At 76.0% G+C, this 18,682-nt stretch carries 1 protein-coding gene; it reads right to left on the bottom strand.

Features of this window, described 5'->3' with window-relative positions; translation table 11 throughout:
- Nucleotides 1-3: 3 nt before the first annotated feature.
- Nucleotides 4-18,609 carry a non-ribosomal peptide synthetase gene (locus tag ACFP2V_RS30110; RefSeq protein WP_381218452.1) on the bottom strand — a complete coding sequence of 6,202 codons (18,606 nt, stop codon included), beginning with the start codon at nt 18,607-18,609 and terminating at the stop codon, nt 4-6.
- Nucleotides 18,610-18,682: the final 73 nt, after the last annotated feature.

Here is an 18,682-nt window from a genome sequence, read left to right as displayed (position 1 = left end):
TCCTCACCGTTCTTCGTGGTCGCTGTCGCCGCGTGCGGCGTCTTCGAGTTCGCTCAGCACCTGTTCCTCCACCCGGTCCGCCAGGGCGGCGACGGTGCGGTTGACCAGGACGTCGCGGGGCGTGAGGGTCACGCCGAAGGTGTCGTTGGCGCGGGAGGCGATGAACAGGGCGCGCAGGGAGTCGCCGCCCAGGGCGAAGAAGTCGTCCTCGGCGCCCACGGTGGTCCCCAGGGCCTCCTCCCACAGGGCGGCGACGGCCTCCTCGGTGGGTGTGCGGGGCGGCACGTGCCCGGCGGTCCGCTCCTGCGTGTCCGGGCCGGGCGCGGGCAGCGCGGCCCGGTCGGTCTTGCCGTTCTCCGTGAGCGGGAAGCGGTCCAGCGTCACGAACGCCGAGGGCACCATGGGGCCGGGCAGGGTGCGGGCGGCGAAGGCCCGCAGTTCCGCGCCGGCGGGCGGCTCGGCACCGGGCGCGACGAGCAGGTGGGCCACCAGGCGCGGTAGCCCCGGTTCGTCCTCCCGCACGCTCACCACGGCGTCCAGTACCGCCGGGTGGCGTACCAGGGTCGACTCCACCTCGCCGGCCTCGATGCGGTGGCCGCGCAGCTTGAGCTGGTGGTCGGTGCGTCCGAGGTAGTGCAGTTCGCCGCGGGCGTCGCGGCGGGCCAGGTCGCCGGTGCGGTACATGCGGGTGCCGGGCGGTCCGAACGGGTCGGCGGTGAAGCGGGTCGCCGTCAGGCCGGGGCGGCCCAGGTAGCCGCGGGCCAGGGCAGGTCCGGCGAGCCACAGTTCGCCGGGGACGCCGTCGGGGACGGGGCGCAGGCGCGCGTCGAGGACGTAGGCGCCGGTGGCGGGCAGTGCGCGGCCGATGGGCGGTGCGGAGCCGTCCGGTTCCAGCGGGTCGGACCAGGTGGCGACGACGGTCGCCTCGGTGGGCCCGTAGGAGTTGACCATGCGGTGGTGCGGTGCCCACCGGGCGACCGGTTCGGCCCGGCAGGCGTCCGCGCCGACGATCAGGGTGCGCAGGTCCGGCAGGGTGCCGGGGGTGTCCGGCGGGAGGGTGGCGAGCGCGGCGGGCGGCAGCAGGGTGTGCGTGATGCGCGCGGTGCGCAGGAAGCCCGCCAGCTCGGCGCCGAGCAGCGGGCCGGGCGGCGGTACGACGAGGGCCGCGCCGTTCGGCAGGGACATGCACAGCTCCAGCACGGAGGCGTCGAAGCTGGGGGTGGCGAAGGCCAGGACGCGGTCCGAGGCGCGGACCCGGTAGTGCGCGGCCTCGGCGGCGGCGAAGCCGGCCAGTCCGCGGTGGGTGACGACGACGCCCTTGGGGGTGCCGGTGGAGCCGGAGGTGTAGATGACGTACGCCGGGTCGTCGAGGTGGAGGGGGCGGACGCGGTCGGTGTCGGTGGGCCGGTGGCCGGGCGTGCCGTCGGGCGGCGCGGCGAGCAGGTCGGCGACCTCCTCGGCGGTGAGGGTGACGGCGGGGTCCGCGTCGCGCAGCATCAGCGCGACCCGCTCGGCCGGGTAGCCGGGGTCCACCGGGAGGAAGGCGGCGCCCGCCTTGGCCACGGCGAGCTGGGCGAGGACCATGTCCGCCGAGCGCGGCAGGACCAGCGCGACGATGTCGCCGGGCCCCGCCCCGCGTGCGACGAGCCGGTGCGCCAGCCGGTTGGCGCGTGCCTCCGCCTCACCGAAGGTCAGCGGCGACTCCCCCGTGTCGAGGGCCGTCCGGTCGGGCCACCGGTCGACCGCGGCCTCGATCAGCGCGGGCAGCGTCGCCGGGGGCGCCGGCGGCAGCTGCGGGCGTGCGGGGCCGTGCAGCAGCCGGTGCCGTTCACCGGGCGGCAGCACGTCGACCGCGTGCAACGGCGCCCGGTCGCCGGACGCGGCGAGGGCGGACAGGGTGTGCACCAGCCGGGCGGCCAGGGCGTGGGCCGTGGTCTCCTCGAAGTACCGGGGGTCGTAGCCGAGTTCCACGCTCAGCTCGTCGCCGGGTGAGATCACCACGGTGAGCGGGTAGTTGGTCGCCTCGCGGGCGTCGAGGTCCCGGATGCGCACGCCGTGGGCGCCGGCGGTGGCGTCGCCCACGGGATAGTTCTCGAAGACCAGCAGGCTGTCGAACAGGGAGGTTCCGGGGGGCAGTTCGCTCCACCGGTGCAGGTCCGTCAGCGGCACGTGGTCGAAGCGCCGGTCCTCCGCGCGGGCGGCCTGGAGCTCCCGCAGCCACGCGGCGCACGGCGTGGACTCGTCCACGGTGACCCGCGCGGGCAGGGTGGTGATGAACAGGCCGGTGATCGTGTCCGCGCCCGGCAGATCGGCGGGCCGGCCGGAGACGGTGGTGCCGAAGCACACCTCCCGCTCGCCGCTGACGCGCGCCAGCAGCAGCGCCCAGGCGCCCTGCACCAGCGTGTTGAGGGTGAGCCGGTGGCGGCGGGCGAAGTCCGTCAGCCGGGCCGTGCCGTCGGCGCCGAGCCGCCGGGACAGCCAGGTTCCCGACCGGGCGGCGGCGCCCGGGGCGGGCCTGCGGTCGTACGGCAGCGCGGTGGGCGCGGCGTAGTCGGCGAGGGCGGCCTTCCAGTGTTCCTCGGCGGCGGCGGTGTCCCGGCCGGCCAGCCAGGCGGCGTAGTCCGCGAAGGGCCGCCGCTGCGGCAGCCGCGGCTCGCCGCCGGCGGCGAGCGCGGCGTGCGCGGCCATCACGTCCGACAGCACGTGGAAGACGCTCCACCCGTCCAGCAGGACGTGGTGGAAGGTCCACACCACGCGCACCTCGTCGGGGCCGAGCCGGATCAGGGTGACGCGCAGCAGCGGGGGACGGTCCAGGGCGATGCCGCGGGCGCGGTCCTCGTCGAGCAGCCGCCCGAGTTCGGTGTCCCGCCGCGCCGGATCCAGGCCGCTCCAATCGAGCACGGTGACGGGCAGGGTCACGTGGCGGTGCACGGTCTGGAGGGGGACCGGGACCTCGCCCGGGGCCACAGCGGTCCGCAGCACGGGCGTGCGGTCCACGACGTGCTGCCAGGCGGCCGCCAGCAGCCGGGGCTCGCGCACGCCGTCCGCGACGAAGGTGATCTGCTCGGTGTACAGGCCCTCGCCGGGCTCGTCCATGCCGTGCACGACCATGCCGGTCTGCGTGGGGGTGAGGGGGTAGACGTCCGCCACGTCACGCCCGTCGCCGGCGAGCCGGTCGACGGCCGCCTGGTCCAGCGCGGCCAGTGGGAAGTCCGACGGGGTGCGGCCGCCCGCGCCCGGCTCGGCGCAGTGCCGGACGATCCGCCGCAGTTCCTCCGCCGTCTCCTCCGCGAGGCGTGTGACGGTGTCGTGCCGGTGCACCTGCCGGGAGTACGACCAGGTGAACTCCAGCCGCTTGTCGGTGACCCGGCCGAGGACGTCGATGAGGTGCGGCCGGTCCGCCGAGCGGTCCATGCCGCCGGTCAGCCCGCCGTGGGGCGCGCGCAGCAGACCGCCCTCGGCCGCGTTCCAGTCCTGCTGTCCCAGGTAGTTGAAGCCCACCTGCGGCAGGCCGGGCAGCTCGCCTCCCGCCGTGGGGCGCAGGTGGCGCAGCGCGCCGTAGCCCACTCCCCCGCGCGGCACGGCCCGGAGGTTCTCCTTGACCGTCTTCAGCGCGGCCTCGAGGCCGGCGTCGCGGGGCACGTCGAGGCCCACGGGGAACATGGTGGTGAACCAGCCGACGGTACGGGCGAGGTCGACGTCGTCGAAGAGGTCCTCGCGGCCGTGGCCCTCCAGCGCGACCACCACCCGGTCCTCGCCCGTCCAGCGGGCCAGGACCCGGCCGAGGGCGCACAGCAGGACGTCGTTGACGCGGGTGCGGTAGGCGTCCGGCACGTCCTTCAGGAGCCGGCGGGTGTCCTCGCCGCCCAGGCTCACCGTCACGGTCTCCTCGTCGGCGGCGGTGTTGCCGCCGGTGAGGTCGGTCGGCAGGGCGGTGGGGCGCAGGGCGCTCCAGTGCGCGATCTCGTCGTCGAAGCCGCCGTCGGCGGTGTGCGCGGCCAGGCGCCGGGCCCAGGCGCGGAAGGAGGTCGTCTTCGCCCCCGGGTCGGGCGTGGCACCGGCGCGCAGTGCCCGGTGGGCGGCGTCGAGGTCCTCCAGGATCACGCGCCAGGACACCGCGTCGACGACCAGGTGGTGGGCGGCCAGCAGCAGGACGGGCGGCCGGTGGTCGTCCGGGCGGCACAGGGCGGCCTTGAGCAGCGGCCCTCGTGTCAGGTCGAATCCGGAGCACAGGGCGGCGGCCGCGTCGGCCGGCGCCACGGGCGCGTCGTGCACCTCGAGGTGCGGCGCGGCGCCGGGCGGGGTGCCGTGCTGGCGCCACCGTCCGCCGCCGGCCGGTTCGTAGCGCATGCGCAGCGCGTCGTGCTGCTCCAGCACCGCCGCGAGGGCGGCGCGCAGCAGCGTCTCGTCGGTGTCGGGCGCCAGCTCGAAGGAGACCGCCTGGGTGAAGCGGGCCGGGTCGCCGGTGAGGGTGTCGAACAGCCAGTGCTGTACGGGCGTGAGGGGGGCGTCTCCGACGACCGGGCCCTGTTCGGCGCCGGCCGTCGCGGCCGGGAACTCCTCGACCGCCGCAGCCAGTTCGGCGACCGTCTGATGCTGGAAGAGGTGCCGGGGCGTCAGCGCGAGTCCGGCCCGGCGGGCGGCGGAGACGATCTGGATGCCGAGGATGGAGTCGCCGCCGAGCGTGAAGTAGTTGTCCGCCGCGCCCACGTCGGGCACACCCAGCACCTCGGACCAGATCGCGGCGAGCGTCCGCTCGGTGGCGGTGCGTGGCGGCCGGGCGCCCTCCGTGGTGATGGCCGCGGACCACACCGGTTCGGGCAGGGCCCGCCGGTCCAGCTTGCCGGTGGCGCCCAGCGGCAGCCGCTCCAGCGGTACCACGACCGCCGGGACCAGGTGGTCGGGCAGCGTTTGGGCGAGGAAGGCGCGCAGGTCGGCCGGTGCCGGGGTGTCGCCGCCGCGGGGCACGGCGTAGCCCACGAGGCGCTTGTGGCCGTCGTGTTCCACGACCCGGGCGGCGGCCGCGGCCACCCGCGGGTGCCGGGCCAGCGCGGCCTCCACCTCGCCGAGCTCGATGCGGAAGCCGCGCACCTTCACCTGGTCGTCGGTCCGGCCGAGGTACAGCAGGTCGCCGTCGGCCGTCCAGCGGACCAGGTCGCCGGTGCGGTACATGCGGCTGCCGGGCGGGCCGAAGGGGTCGGCGAGGAAACGGGACGCGGTCAGGCCCGGCCGGTTCAGGTAGCCGCGGGCCACGCCGGTCCCGGCGAGGTACAGCTCGCCGGGCGCCCCGACGGGCACGGGGCGCATGCGGGCGTCGAGGACGTAGGCGCGGGCGCCGCCGACGGGCCGGCCGATGGGCGGGCTCCGGTCGGGGTCCGCCGGGTCGCAGGTGAAGGCGGTGGCGTAGACGGTGGCCTCGGTGGGGCCGTAGATGTTCATGACCCGGCAGCCGGGGATCGCCGCGCGCACCTGGCGGACGGCGCGGGCGGGCAGCGCCTCGCCGGCCAGGACGACGGTGTCGGCCGTGACCTGCACGGTGTCCTCGGCCAGCAGGCGGCCCAGGGCGGAGGGGACGGCGCTGAGCAGTCCCGCACGCCAGGGCCCGGGCCGTTCGGCGAGGGCCAGCAGGTCGCGGACGACCTCGACGTGACCGCCCGCCAGCAGCGGCGTCAGGATTTCGAACACCGACACGTCGAAGGTGAGCGACGTGGAGGCCACCACGTGGGAGAGCCCGCGGCCGGTGAACTCGGCGGCGGCCCAGTCGGTCAGCGCCACCACCGAGGCGTGGGGGACGACGACGCCCTTGGGCCGGCCGGTGGAGCCGGAGGTGTGGATGACGTAGGCGGGGTGGTCCGGCAGCAGCCCGCCGCGCCGCTCGCCGTCACCGACGGGGGCGGCGGACGCGGCGGCCAGCCGCCCGGCGCAGGCCGCGTCGTCCAGGGCGATCCGCGTGTACGGGCCGTCCGGCAGCCGCGCGGAGGTCTCCGCGCAGGTGATCACCGCGTCGGGCCGCACGTCCTCGAGGAGGAACGCGATGCGCTCCGCCGGATGGCCGGGGTCGACCGGAAGGTAGGCGGCGCCGCTCTTGAGGACCGCGAGGAGCGCCACGATCAGGTCGGCGGTGCGGGGCAGGGCCAGCGCGACGAACCGCTCCGGTCCTGCCCCGGCCTCGATCAGGAGGCGGGCCAGCCGGTTGGCGCGTTCGTCGAGCTGCCGGTACGTGAGGTGCTCGGCGCCGGCGGTCACGGCCGGGGCGTCGGGGGTGCGGGCGGCCTGTGCCGCGAAGGCGTCCGGGAGGGTGCGGTGCGGCAGCGGCGCCCCCGGTCCCGCGAGCCGGTCCAGCAGGCGGCGTCCGTCGGCCGGTTCGAGTGGCGGCAGGTCGGCCAGGCGGCGATCGGCGTCGGCGGCGATCCGCGTCAGCAGCGTGCGCAGGCTCGCGCCGAGCCCTTCGACGGTGGCGGCGTCGAAGGCCGCCGGGTCGTAGTCCAGGGACACCGTCACGTCGTCGCCGGGGGCGACGACCACGCTGAGCGGGTAGTTGGTCGGCTCCAGGTCGCGTTCCTGTTCGAGGGCGAGCCCGTGCCGGGCCAGGGCGCCCTCGTCGAACGGGTAGTTCTCGAAGACGACGATGCTGTCGAACAGGTGGGTGCCGCCGGGCACCTCGCTCCAGGTCTGCAACTGGGCGAGGGAGACGAAGTCGTGGCGCCGGGCCTCCGACTGGGTTGCCTGCACCTCGCGCAGCCACTCCAGCAGGGGGCGCCCACCGTCGATCCGCAGCCGGGTGGGCAGGGTGTTGATGAACAGGCCCACCATGGAGGTCACGCCGGGCAGTTCGGCCGGGCGGCCGGACACGGTCGTGCCGAAGACGACGTCGTCACCGCCGCCGTAGTGGTGCAGCAGCAGCCCCCAGGCGCCCTGGAGCACCGTGTTGACGGTCAGGCCGGCCCGCTGTGCGGTGTCCTTCAGCCGCGCCGACACCTCCTGCCCGAGGGCCACCCGGACCGTCCCCGAGGAGGACGTGCGGTGGGCCTCGGCGGGGTGCCGGTCGCGCGGCAGTGCGGTGGGGGCGGTGAACCCGGCGAGGGTCTCCCGCCAGTGGCGTTCCGCACGGCCGGTGTCCCGGCCGGCCAGCCACCGAAGGTAGCCGGCGAAGGGCTCCCGGTCGGGCACCTGCGGACGGTGTCCGGCGGTCAGGGCCGCGTACCGCTCGCACACCTCGTCGAACACCTGGGCCGCGCTCCAGCCGTCGAGCAGGACGTGGTGGAACGTCCACACCATGCGCACCCGGTCCGGTGCGAGCCGGATCAGCGCGAGCCGCATGAGCGGGGCCGTGCCGAGGTCGATCCCGGCCCGCCGGTCCGCTTCGAGCAGCGACTCCATGTCCCGCGCGCACTGTTCGGCGGGCCGGTCGGACCAGTCGTGGTGGGTGACGGGCACGACGGCCCGCCGCTCCACCACCTGGAGGGGTTCGGCGGTCTCCTGCCACACCAGGCGGGTGCGCAGGATCGGGTTCGCGTCCGCCGTGCGCCGCCACGCCTCGGCGAGCGCGTGCGGGTCGGTGACGCCGCGCAGCACCACCTGGACCTGGTTCACGTAGGTGCGGGCCCGGGGGTCCATGAGGCTGTGGAACAGCATGCCCGCCTGCATCGGCGTCAGCGGGTACGCGTCCTCGACCGTGCGTCCGTCTCCCACGAGCCGGTCGACGGCGGCCTGGTCGAGCCGGGCCAGGGGGAAGTCCGAGGGCGTGCGGCCGCCGGCGTGCGGGGCGGCGCAGTGCGCGACGATCTCCTCCAGCGACCGCAGCATTCCCTCGGCGAGCGAGGCGACCGTTTCCTCGCGGTGGCGTCCACCGCTGTAGTGCCAGGTGATCTCCAGCTCGTCGTCCTCGACGCGGGCCACCACGTCCAGCAGGTGCGGACGCGGCGCCCCGGGGTCCTCGGCGCCGCCCAGGCCGCCGGGGACCGCCCGGACCAGCGCGCCGCCGTCGGCCGACCAGTCGAACCGGCCCAGGTAGTTGAAGCTGATGCCGGGCGTCGGCGCGGCGGCGAGCCGCCCGTCGCCCGCCAGGTGGCGCAGGACGCCGTGCCCGACGGCCCGGCCGGGTACCGCCCGCAGTTGTTCCTTCACGGACTTCAGTGCGGTGCCCCAGTCCCCCTCGGGCAGTTCGAGGGCGACCGGGAAGAGGCTGGTGAACCAGCCGACCGTGCGGGACAGGTCGAGGTCGTCGAAGAGCTGGTCCTCGCGGCCGTGCCCCTCCAGTCCCACGGCGACGGTGCCGCGGCCGGTCCAGTCGGCCAGCACGCGGCCGAGGGCGGTCAGCAGGGCGTCGTCGATGCGGGTGCGGTAGACGCCGGGGACCCTGCGCAGGAGGTCGTCGGTCCGTCGGCGGTCGAGGCGTACGGTCACCGCGCGCAGGTCGGCGACGGTGTTGCCGCCGTCGAGGTCCACCGGCAGCGGGTCGGCGCAGTGCCTCGACACGGTCTCCCAGTGGGCGCGCTGGGCGGCGAAGTCTTCCTCGCCCGCGCGTTCGGTGAGCCGCCGCACCCATTCCCGCACGGACGTCGTGCGCTGCGGCAGCCGTATGCGCTCGTAGGCCCGGGCCTGCCGGTAGGCGGTCTCCAGGTCCTCCAGCAGGATGCGCCAGGAGACGCCGTCGACGATCAGGTGGTGGGCGGTCAGCAGCAGGCGCGGGGCCCGGTCTCCGCCGGTGAACAGCCGGGCGGCGATCAGTGGGCCGGCGTCCAGCCGGAATCCGGTGTGCGCCTCCTGCGAGAAGCGGGCCTCGGCCTCCGCGGCGGCCCGCGCGTCGAGACCGTTCAGGTCGTGCGCCCGCAGCAGCCGGGGGGCCTCGGAGTCCGGGGCGGCGTACTCCTGGTGCCAGGTTCCGTCCGCGGCGCGGGTGAAGCGGGCGCGCAGGGCGTCGTGGTGGGTCCACAGCGCGGCCAGGGCGGCGTTCAGCGCGTCGGCGTCGACGTCCTCGGCCGGCTCGACGACCACGGACTGGTTGAAGTACTCCGGGCGCGGCGGTTCGGCGTCGAGGAACCAGTGCTGGATCGGGGTGAGTCCGACCTCGCCGGTCACCGGACCGGTGCCCGCGACGGCCGGGGCGGCGCCGGTCGCGGCGGTGGCCAGGGCGGCGAGCGTGGGGTGCCGGAACAGGTCCCTCGGGGTCAGCGCGAGCCCGGCGGTGCGGGCGCGGGAGACGACCTGGATGCTGACGATCGAGTCACCGCCCAGCATGAAGAAGTTGTCGTCGACGCCGACCCGTCCCACGCCGAGGAGCTCGGCCCAGATGCCGGCGAGCACCCGTTCGGCGTCGGTGCGCGGCGCGCGGTGGGCGGTGTCGCCCGCCGCCGACAGGTCGGGTTCGGGCAGGCGTCGCCGGTCGACCTTGCCGTTCGCGGTCAGCGGCAGCTCCGCCACGGTGACGAACGCGGCCGGGACCATGTAGTCGGGCAGTTCGCCGGACAGCCGCTCGCGCAGCTCGGCCGCCGACGGCACGGCCGCGCCGGGGGCGGGCACCAGGTGGGCGACCAGGCGTGTGCGTCCCGCGTGCCGCGACACCGACACCACCGCCTCGGCGATCTCCGCGTGGGCGGTGAGCCGGGCCTCGATCTCGGCGGGTTCGACGCGGAAGCCGCGGATCTTGATCTGGTCGTCGGCGCGTCCCACGAAGTGCAGGTCGCCGCCGGCGCTCCAGCGCACGATGTCACCGGTGCGGTACATGCGGGTGCCGGGCGAGCCGAAGGGGTCGGCGAGGTAGCGGGTCGCCGTCGCGCCGGGACGTCCGGTGTAGCCGCGGGCCAGTCCGGCGCCCGCGAGGTACAACTCGCCCGGAACACCGGGCGGTTGTGGCTGGAGCGCGCCGTCCAGGACGTACGCGCGGGTGTCGTCCAGGGGGCGGCCGATGGGCAGTGCGGCGGGCAGCGCGTCACCGGAGCGGAAGACCCGCCGGGTGGCGAAGGTGGTGGTCTCGGTCGGCCCGTACACGTCGACGACGGTGAGGTCCGGGCAGGCGTCCAGCACGCGCCGTACGGCGGAGCCGGGCACGGCCTCGCCGCCGGTCCACACCTCCCGCGCGCCGCGCAGGCAGGCAGGGTCCTCCTGGGCGAGGAGGCGGAACAGGCCCACCGTCAGGAACAGGCAGGTCACCCCCTGTTCGGTGATCGCGTGACGCACGGCGGCGGCTTCGAGGTCCCCCGGCGGGGCGAGCACGGCCGTGCCGCCGCGCAGCAGCGGCACCCACATCTCGTAGGTGGAGGCGTCGAAGGCGTGCGGGGAGTGCACCAGGACGCGGTCGTGGACGGCGAAGGCACGGTCGAGGGCGAGCGCCGCGACGTCCCGCTGCCGCGCCGCCACGCCCTTGGGGTTGCCGGTGGAGCCGGACGTGAACATGAGGTACTGGACGTTGTCCGGGTGGACGCGCGGCGCGGCCGTGGGTTCCGGGGCCGCGACCGTGTCGTCGTCCGGGTCGTCGTCCGGCCGCAGCACGCGGCCTTCCGGGAGAAGGGCCGCGGCCGTCTCCTCCCACACCCCGTCCGTGAGCAGCAGGCCGGCGCCGGCCTCCCCGAGCATGGTGCGCAGCCGCTCCTTCGGCGCCCTGCCGTCGAGCGGGACGTACACGCCGCCGAGACGGGCGAGGGCGAGCTGGGTGACGACGAGGCCGGCCGAGCGGTCCATCAGGACGCCGACGGGGACCTCCGGGCGCACCCCGAGCGCGGCCAGCCGGCCGGCCAGTGCCCCGGCCCGGTCGTCGAGTTCGCGGTAGGTGAGCCGCTCGTCGCCGGCCAGCAGCGCGACGGCGCCGGGGCTGCGCCGCACCTGCGCGGCGAAGAGGTCCGCGGTGGTCGCCGCGGGGGTACCGGTGGCGGTGTCGTTCCACGCGTGGAGCACCTGCTCACGCCGGGCGGCCGTCAGCAGGGGCAGGCGGGCGGGCGTGCTCCGCGGTGCGGTGGCGAAGCCCTCCAGCAGGACGGTGAGGTACTCGGCCATCCGCTCGACGGTGGCGGTGTCGAAGAGGTCCGGGTCGTAGCCGAGGCGCAGGGTGAGTTCCGTGCCGGGGTAGGCGACCAGGCCGAGCGGGTAGTTGGTGGTCTCGATGCCGTCCAGGCCGCTGAGCCGCAGCCCGTGCGCGGCGGCGAGACCGTCGTCGACCGGGTAGTTCTCGAACACCACGATGCTGTCGAACAGGGCGACGCGTTCAGGTAGTTCGGTGAACGCCCTCATGTGGTGCAGCGGCACGTGGTCGTGGCGGCGGTCCTCGCTCTGCTCCTGCTGGAGCCGGCCCAGCCAGGTGAGCAGCGTCTCGTCCCGTGGCACGGTCACGCGGGTGGGCAGGGTCGCGATGAACAGGCCGGTCATGGTGTCGGCCCCGGGCAGCTCGGGCGGCCGTCCGGAGACGGTGGTGCCGAAGACCACCTCGTCGCGGGCCGCCTGGCGGCTCAGCAGCAGCGCCCAGGCACCCTGCACGAGGGTGTTCATGGTCAGACCCGCCCTCCTGGCCAGGCCCTCCAGTGCCCGCGTGGTGGTCTCGGGCACCGTGACGCGTACCGCCCGCGTCGACTCCGCGCGGTGGCTCTCGCGCGGTTCGCGGTCGAAGGGCAGCGCGGTGGCCTCGTCCAGGCCGTTCAGGCGGGTGTGCCAGTGCCGTTCGGCCTCGGCCCGGTCGGCGCGATCCCGCAGCCAGGCCACGTAGTCGCGGAAGGGACGGCGGTCGGGCAGCGGGACGTCCACGCCGCCCGACAGGCCGGCGTGGCACGCGAAGACGTCGGAGAGGACCTGGAACAGGCTCCAGCCGTCCAGGATCAGGTGGTCGAAGGACCACACGACACGGACCGCGCGGTCGGAGAGGCGGGCCAGCGCCAGGCGCTGGAGCGGCGCGCGCGTCAGGTCGACGCCGCGGGCGCGGTCGCCGTCGAGCAATGCGCGCAGCCGCTCGTCCCGCTCGGCGTCGGACAGGCCGCGCCAGTCCAAACGCTCCACCGGCACGGCGGCCCGGCGCTGCACCACGAGGAGCGGCTCGGGCACGTCCTCCCAGACCACGCGGGCGCGCAGCACCGGCGTGCGGTCCGTGACCCGCTGCCAGGCGTCCGCCAGCACGGCCGGGTCCTCCACGCCGTCCAGGTCGAACGTCAGCTGCTGGAAGTACACACCGCGGTCGTCCTGCGAGAGCCGGTGGAAGAGCATGCCGGCCTGGGTGGGCGTGAGGGGGTGGACGTCCTCCACGCCGGCGGGGTCCTCCCCCGCGATGCGGTCGACGTGCGTCTGGTCGAGCCGGGCCAGCGGGAAGTCCGAGGGGGTGCGTCCGGCGGCGCCGGGCCGGGCCGCGTGACGGGCGAGGCCGGCCAGCGCGTCGGCGAACCGTCCGGCGAGGTCCGCGACGGTCTCCCGCCGGTGCAGCTCGTCCGAGTAGAACCAGGTGAACTCCAGGCCGTCGTCGTCCAGGAGCCCCACGACCTCCAGGGCGTGCGGGCATGCCGCCGAGGGGTCGGCGTCCAGCTCCAGCGGACGGAACGGCCCGCCGTACAGCCCCTCGGAGGTCTCGGAGAGCCCGAAGCGGCCCAGGTAGTTGAAGCTGATCTGCGCGGTGGTCGCCGGGAGCGGTGCGGCGCCGCGGCCCGGCAGGGCCAGGACGCCGTGGCCGAGGCCGTGCCGGGGCACCGCGCGCAGCTGCTCCTTGACCTGCTTGAGCACGGCGTCCCAGGGCTCCTCGGGCGGGACGGCGAGCGCGACGGGGTGGCGGGTGGTGAACCAGCCGACGGTGCGGCTGGTGTCGACGTCGTCGAACAGTTCCTCGCGGCCGTGGCCCTCGACGTCCACCAGCACCCGGTCGTGACCGGTCCAGCCGCACAGCACCCGGCCGAGGGCGGCGAGCAGGACGTCGTTGGCCCGGGTGCGGTAGGTCTCGGGCAGGGTCCGCAGCAGCACTTCGGTGTCCTCGGGGCCGAGGCGTACCGTCACCGATCGCTGGGAGGCGTAGGTGTTGGTGCCCGTCCGGTCCGACGGCAGGGCGGCATGGGCGCCCTCGGTCGCCCGCGTCCAGTAGGCCTTCTCGTCGTCGAAGCCGCCGGCGGCGGCGTGCGCGGCGAGGCGCTCGGCCCACTGCCTCAGAGGGGACGACTTCGGGGGCAGCGCCGCCGCTCCGTCCCGGCCGGCGCGACGGGCGCGGTAGGCCCGGTCGAGGTCCTCAAGGAGCAGGCGCCAGGAGACTCCGTCGACGACGAGGTGGTGGACGGCCAGGTGCAGCACGTGCGGCCGTCCGGGGCCCCGGTCGTGCACCACGGCACGCAGCATGGAGCCGTGGCGCAGGTCGTGGGGGCCGAGGTGCGGGGTGTCGGTGTCCGGGCCGGTGTGGCGCGCGAGGCCGCAGCGGGCGGCCGGGCCGTCGATCAGCCACCGTACGCCCGCCTCGTCGGTGAGGAAGCGGGAGCGCAGGGCGTCATGGTGGGCGATCACGTCGTCGAGGGCGGCTTCGAGTGCCCTCGCGTCGACGCCGGCGCGCAGTTCCACCGAGAGGGTCTGGGCGAAGCGCCCGGCCCGCTCGGCGGCGCTGTCGAAGAGCCAGTGCTGGATGGGTGTCAGCGGCGCGGAACCGGTCGCCTCGACGGGTGCGGACCCGGGAGCGGGCCGCCGGCTTCCCGCCTCGTCGGCGCGGCGGGCCAGGGCGGCGACCGTCTGGTGCCGGTAGACGTCCCGCGAGGTGATCGTGAGGCCCTCCTGCCGGGCCCGGGCGACGACCTGGATGCTGAGGATGGAGTCGCCGCCCAGCGCGAAGAAGTTGTCGTCCGCTCCGACCCGCTCCACGTGCAGGACGTCGGCCCAGATGGCGGCGAGGGTCCGTTCGGTGGGGGTGCGGGGCGCGACGTGGCGGGCGGCGGGTTCGGCCGGCGCCGGGTCGGGGAGCCGGCCGCGGTCCAGTTTGCCGTTGGGATTGAGCGGCAGGGCGGGCAGCACCACGACGGCCGCGGGGACCATGTAGTCGGGCAGGGTGCGGCCGAGTTCGCGGCGTACCGCCTCCGGTTCCACGCGGGCGCCGGGGGCGGGGACGACGTATCCGGCCAGGCGGCGGTGGCCGTCGCCGTCGCGGACGGTCGCGGCGGCCTCGGCGACGCCCGTGCAGCGGCGCAGGGCCTCCTCGACCTCGCCCAGTTCGATGCGGAAGCCGCGCACCTTGACCTGCTGGTCGATGCGGCCGAGGTACTCGAGCCGGCCGTCGGCGCTCCAGCGCACCAGGTCGCCCGTGCGGTACATGCGGCCGCCGGGGGTACCGAAGGGGTCGGCGACGAAGCGGGCGGCGGTCAGGCCGGGGCGTCGCAGGTAGCCGCGGGCCAGTCCACCGCCACCGAGGTACAGCTCGCCCATGACGCTCGGTGGTTGGGGGCGAAGGAGGCGGTCCAGCACGTAGGCGCGGGTGCGCGCGACGGGACGGCCGATGGGCGGGGCCTGGTCGGGGACGGTGCCACCGGCGAACCAGGCGGTGGCGTAGACGGTGGCCTCGGTCGGGCCGTAGAGGTTCGCCACCTCGGCCGAGGGCATGGCGTCCCTGATGTCCCGCACGGTCCGGGCGGGCAGGGCCTCACCGGCCAGGACGACGGTGTCCGCCTCGAGGGCGCCGTCGCCGCCGAGCACGCGGGAGAGCACGGACGGGACGCCGCTGAGGAGCCCGGCCGGGCGCGGGCCGGGGCCGTCGGCGAGGGACGGGAGGCCGGCGACCACCTCGACGCCGCCGCCGGCCAGCAGGGGGCACAGCAGCTCGAAGACGGACACGTCGAAGTTGAGGGAGGTGGACGCGACGACGTGCGCCAGCCCGCGCGGGCCGAACGTCTCCTCGGCCCAGGCGGCCAGCGCGGCCACGCTGCGGTGGGTGACGATCACGCCCTTGGGACGGCCGGTGGATCCGGAGGTGTAGATGACGTAGGCGGGGTGGGACGGGTCGAGCGGCCGGGTCCGGTCGGCATCGGTCAGGTCGGTGTCGGTCAGGTCGGTGTCGGTCAGGTCCGGGGCGCCGTCGTCGGACGGTTCGGCGTCCTCCAGGAGCAGCGGCTCGCAGTCGTCGGGGAGCGCGTGGGCGGTCTCACGGGTGGCGACGACGAGGGCGGGGGCGGCGTCGGCGAGCATGAAGCGGATCCGCTCGGCGGGGTAGCCGGGATCGACGGGCAGGTATCCGGCGCCCGACTTCAGGACGGCCCACAGCACCGGCAGCAGGTCGGCGGAGCGCGGCAGGCACAGCGCCACCAGGGACTCCGGGCCCGCGCCGCGCGCCGTCAGCAGCCGGGCGAGCCGGTTGGCACGCCGGTTCAGCCCGGCGTAGTCCAGCCGGGCCCCGTCGCAGGTCACGGCGGTCCGGTCGGGGGTCCGGGCGACCTGTGCCTCGAACAGCGCCGGGAGCGTGGCGCCGTCGGCGTGGTCGCCGGCCGGCGCGGGCGGGTTCCAGGAGTCGAGGAGCGTGCGCCGCTCGTCGTCCGACAGCAGCGGCAGTTCGGCCAGCGTCCGGTGCGGGCCGTCCGCCATGCCCTCCAGCAGGCGGTGCAGTTGGCGGCTCATCCGGGCCACGGTCGCCGCCTCGAACAGGTCGGTGTTGTACTCGACCGTCAGCTCGCAGCCGCCGTCGGCGCGCGGCGCGAACTCCAGCACGAGGTCGAAGCGGGCGGCCGGGCGGGGCAGCGGGTGCTCCTCGATCCGCACCCCGGCCGCCAGCGGCGGCCGGGCGGGCGCCGCCTGCTGCACCACCAGCACCTGCACCAGCGGAGTGCGGCTGGGGTCCCTCGGCGGGGCCAGTTCCTCGACGACCCGGTCGAACGGCACGCCGTCGTGCGCGAAGGCGTCCAGCACGGTCGTGCGCACGGACTCCACGAACCGGTCGACCGTGACGGCGTCGTCGACCTCGCCGCGCAGCACGACGGTGTTGGCGAAGAAGCCCGTCACGTCCTCCAGTTCGCGGCGGCCCCGCCCGTTGGTGACGGTCCCGAACGCCACGTCCCGCTGCCCCGAATAGCGGGAGAACAGCACGGCCGCCGCCCCGGCGAACAGCGTGAAGACGGTCGTGCCGCGGCCCTGGGCCAGCTGCCGCAGCCGGTCCACCAGGTGTTTCGGGAGGCCGTGGCGGTGCGCCGCGCCCGCTGTGGTGCGCACCGCCGGCCGGGGCCGGTCGGTGGGCAGGTCGAGCTGCTGCAGGCCGGCCAGGTGGCGCTTCCAGTAGCCGAGGTCGCCGGCGTCCGCGTCGCCGGTGCGCCGCCCGCGCTCCCACAGCGCGAAGTCCGGGTACTGCGCGCCCGGCCGCGGAAGGCCGTCCGGTTCGTCGGAGGCTTCGGCGCGGTAGAGCGCCGCCAGGTCCCGGGTCAGGACGCCGACCGACCAGCCGTCGGTGACGATGTGGTGCTGGGCCAGCAGCAGGACGTGGTCCTCGGGGGCACGGCGGACCAGCAGCGCCCGGGTCAGGGGTCCGGTCGTCAGGTCGTGGGGGCGGCGCAGTTCCTCGCTCAGCAGGCGCTCGACCGCGTCGCCCTGCCGGTCGGCGGGCAGGTGCTCGACGCCGGCGGTGCGCAGGGGCAGGTCCGCCTCGGGGGCGATCAGCTGGACGCCCTGGCCGTCGACGGTGGCGAAGGTGGTGCGCAGGGAGTCGTGGCGGGCGGCGAGCCGGTCCAGGGCGCGCCGCAGGGCCGGCGTGTCGAGCGGGCCGCGCAGCCGCAGCGCGACACCGGTGTTGTACTCGGTTCCGCCGTCGGTGAGGTCGTCGAGGAACCACAGGCGTCGCTGGGCGCTGGAGAGCGGGACGGGCTTTTCGCGCGAGGCGGAGGGGATCGGGTCCGGCGGCGCGGCGGCGGACGGCTCGGCGGCCAGCGGGGCGAGCGCGGCGACGGTCCGCGCGGTGAACACGTCGCGCAGGGAGAGCCGGACGCCGAGGACGTCCCGGATCCGCGTCAGGGTGCGGGCGGCGAGGAGCGAATCGCCGCCCAGGTCGAAGAAGTCGTCGGTGACGCCGACCGTGTCGACGCCGAGGACGTCGGCCCAGATCGCGGCAAGGGCCCGCTCGTCGTCGGTGCGCGGCTCGGCGTGCTCCTCGGTCCGCGCGCCGCCGGGGGCGGGCAGGGCCCGCAGGTCGGTCTTGTGCTGCGGGGTGAGTGGCAGCGCGTCCAGGACGACGACGGCGGAGGGCACCATGTGGGCCGGCAGGGTGGCGGCGAGGGCGGCGCGCAGCCGGGCGGGCTCGGGCCCGCGGGCCGGGTCGGCGGGGGTGACGTAGCCGACGAGCCGGCCGCGGGCGGGTTCCTCGTCGCGGACCACGACGACGGCCTCACGGACACCGGGGTCGCGGATCAGGGCGGCCTCGATCTCGCCGGGCTCGATGCGGAAGCCGCGCACCTTGACCTGCCGGTCGGCCCGGCCGAGGAACTCCAGCTCGCCGTCCGCCCTGCGGCGCACCCGGTCGCCGGTGCGGTAGAGGCGGGCGCCGGGCGGGCCGAAGGGGTGGGCGACGAACCGGGTCGCGGTCAGGCCTGGGCGTCGCAGGTAGCCGCGGGCCAGCCCGTCACCGCCCACGTACAGTTCGCCCTCGGTGCCGGGCGGCACCGGGCGCATCGCCGCGTCCAGGACGTGGGCCTCGGTGCCGGGCAGCGGGCTGCCGATGGCCGGTGTCCCGGTGCCGGCGGTCAGCGGCCCGGTCCAGGTGGCGACGACGGTGGCCTCGGTCGGCCCGTAGGAGTTGATCATGCGGCGGCCGGGTGCCCACCGGTCGACGAGCGCGCCCGGGCACGCCTCGGCCCCGACGATCAGGGTGCGCAGGTGCGGCGCGCCGCCGGTGTCCGCCGGGTCGGGCAGGGTGGCGAGGGCGGCGGGCGGTATGAGGGCGTGGGTGATGCGGTGCTCGTCCAGGACGGCGGCCAGTTCGTCGCCCAGCCAGGGCCCGTCCGGCGGTACGACCAGCAGGGCTCCGGACAGGACGGATATGCACAGCTCCAGTACGGAGGCGTCGAAGCTGGGTGAGGAGAACTGCAGCACGCGGTCGCCCGGGCCGACGGCGTACCGCTCGGCGGCGGCCGCGGCGAAGGCGCCGATGCCGCGGTGGGTGACGGTGACGCCCTTGGGGGTGCCGGTGGAGCCGGAGGTGAAGATGACGTACGCCGCGTGGTCGGGGAGCACTCGGCTCCCAGGCGGGTTCGCCTCCCGGTCCCCGGCGTCCATCAGCGCGCGGACCCGGTCCGGGTCGTCCAGGACGACGGCCGGCGCGGCGTCGGCGAGCATCAGGGCACGCCGTTCGGCCGGATAGCCGGGGTCCACGGGGAGGAAGGCGGCACCGGCCAGGGCCACGGCCAGTTCGGCGGCGATCAGTTCCATCGAGCGCGGCAGGACCAGCGCCACCGTCCGCTCCGGTCCGGCGCCGCTGCCGACGAGGTGGGCGGCGAGACGGCCGGCCCGCCGCGCGAGTTCCCCGTACGACCAGGTGCGCCGGCCGTCGGTCACCGCGGGGGCGTACGGGTCGCGCGTCACCCGCCCGGCGAACAGCTCACCGAGCGGGACGTGCCGGGTGGCATGGTCGGCGCGGGCCGGCGGGGTGGTGCCGGCCGGTGCGGAGGCGGGCGCGGCGGGGCGTTGGGCGTGCAGGTCCGTCATCGGGGTGCAGTCCTTCGGGCGTGGGGCGGCGCGCGGACCCGGCGCGCCGGTCTCGGGCGGCCTGCGGGCACAC

It is taken from the genome of Streptomyces incanus, from assembly GCF_042656345.1.
In the GTDB taxonomy this organism is placed as follows: Bacteria; Actinomycetota; Actinomycetes; order Streptomycetales; family Streptomycetaceae; genus Streptomyces; species Streptomyces incanus.
Note: the sequence above shows the minus strand (reverse complement) of the source record. Positions and strands in the feature narration are given on the sequence as shown.

What these genes read in the sequence shown, in the direction of transcription:
- ACFP2V_RS30110 (WP_381218452.1), bottom strand. Translation starts at nt 18,609, where the DNA reads ATGACGGACCTGCACGCCCAACGCCCCGCCGCGCCCGCCTCCGCACCG.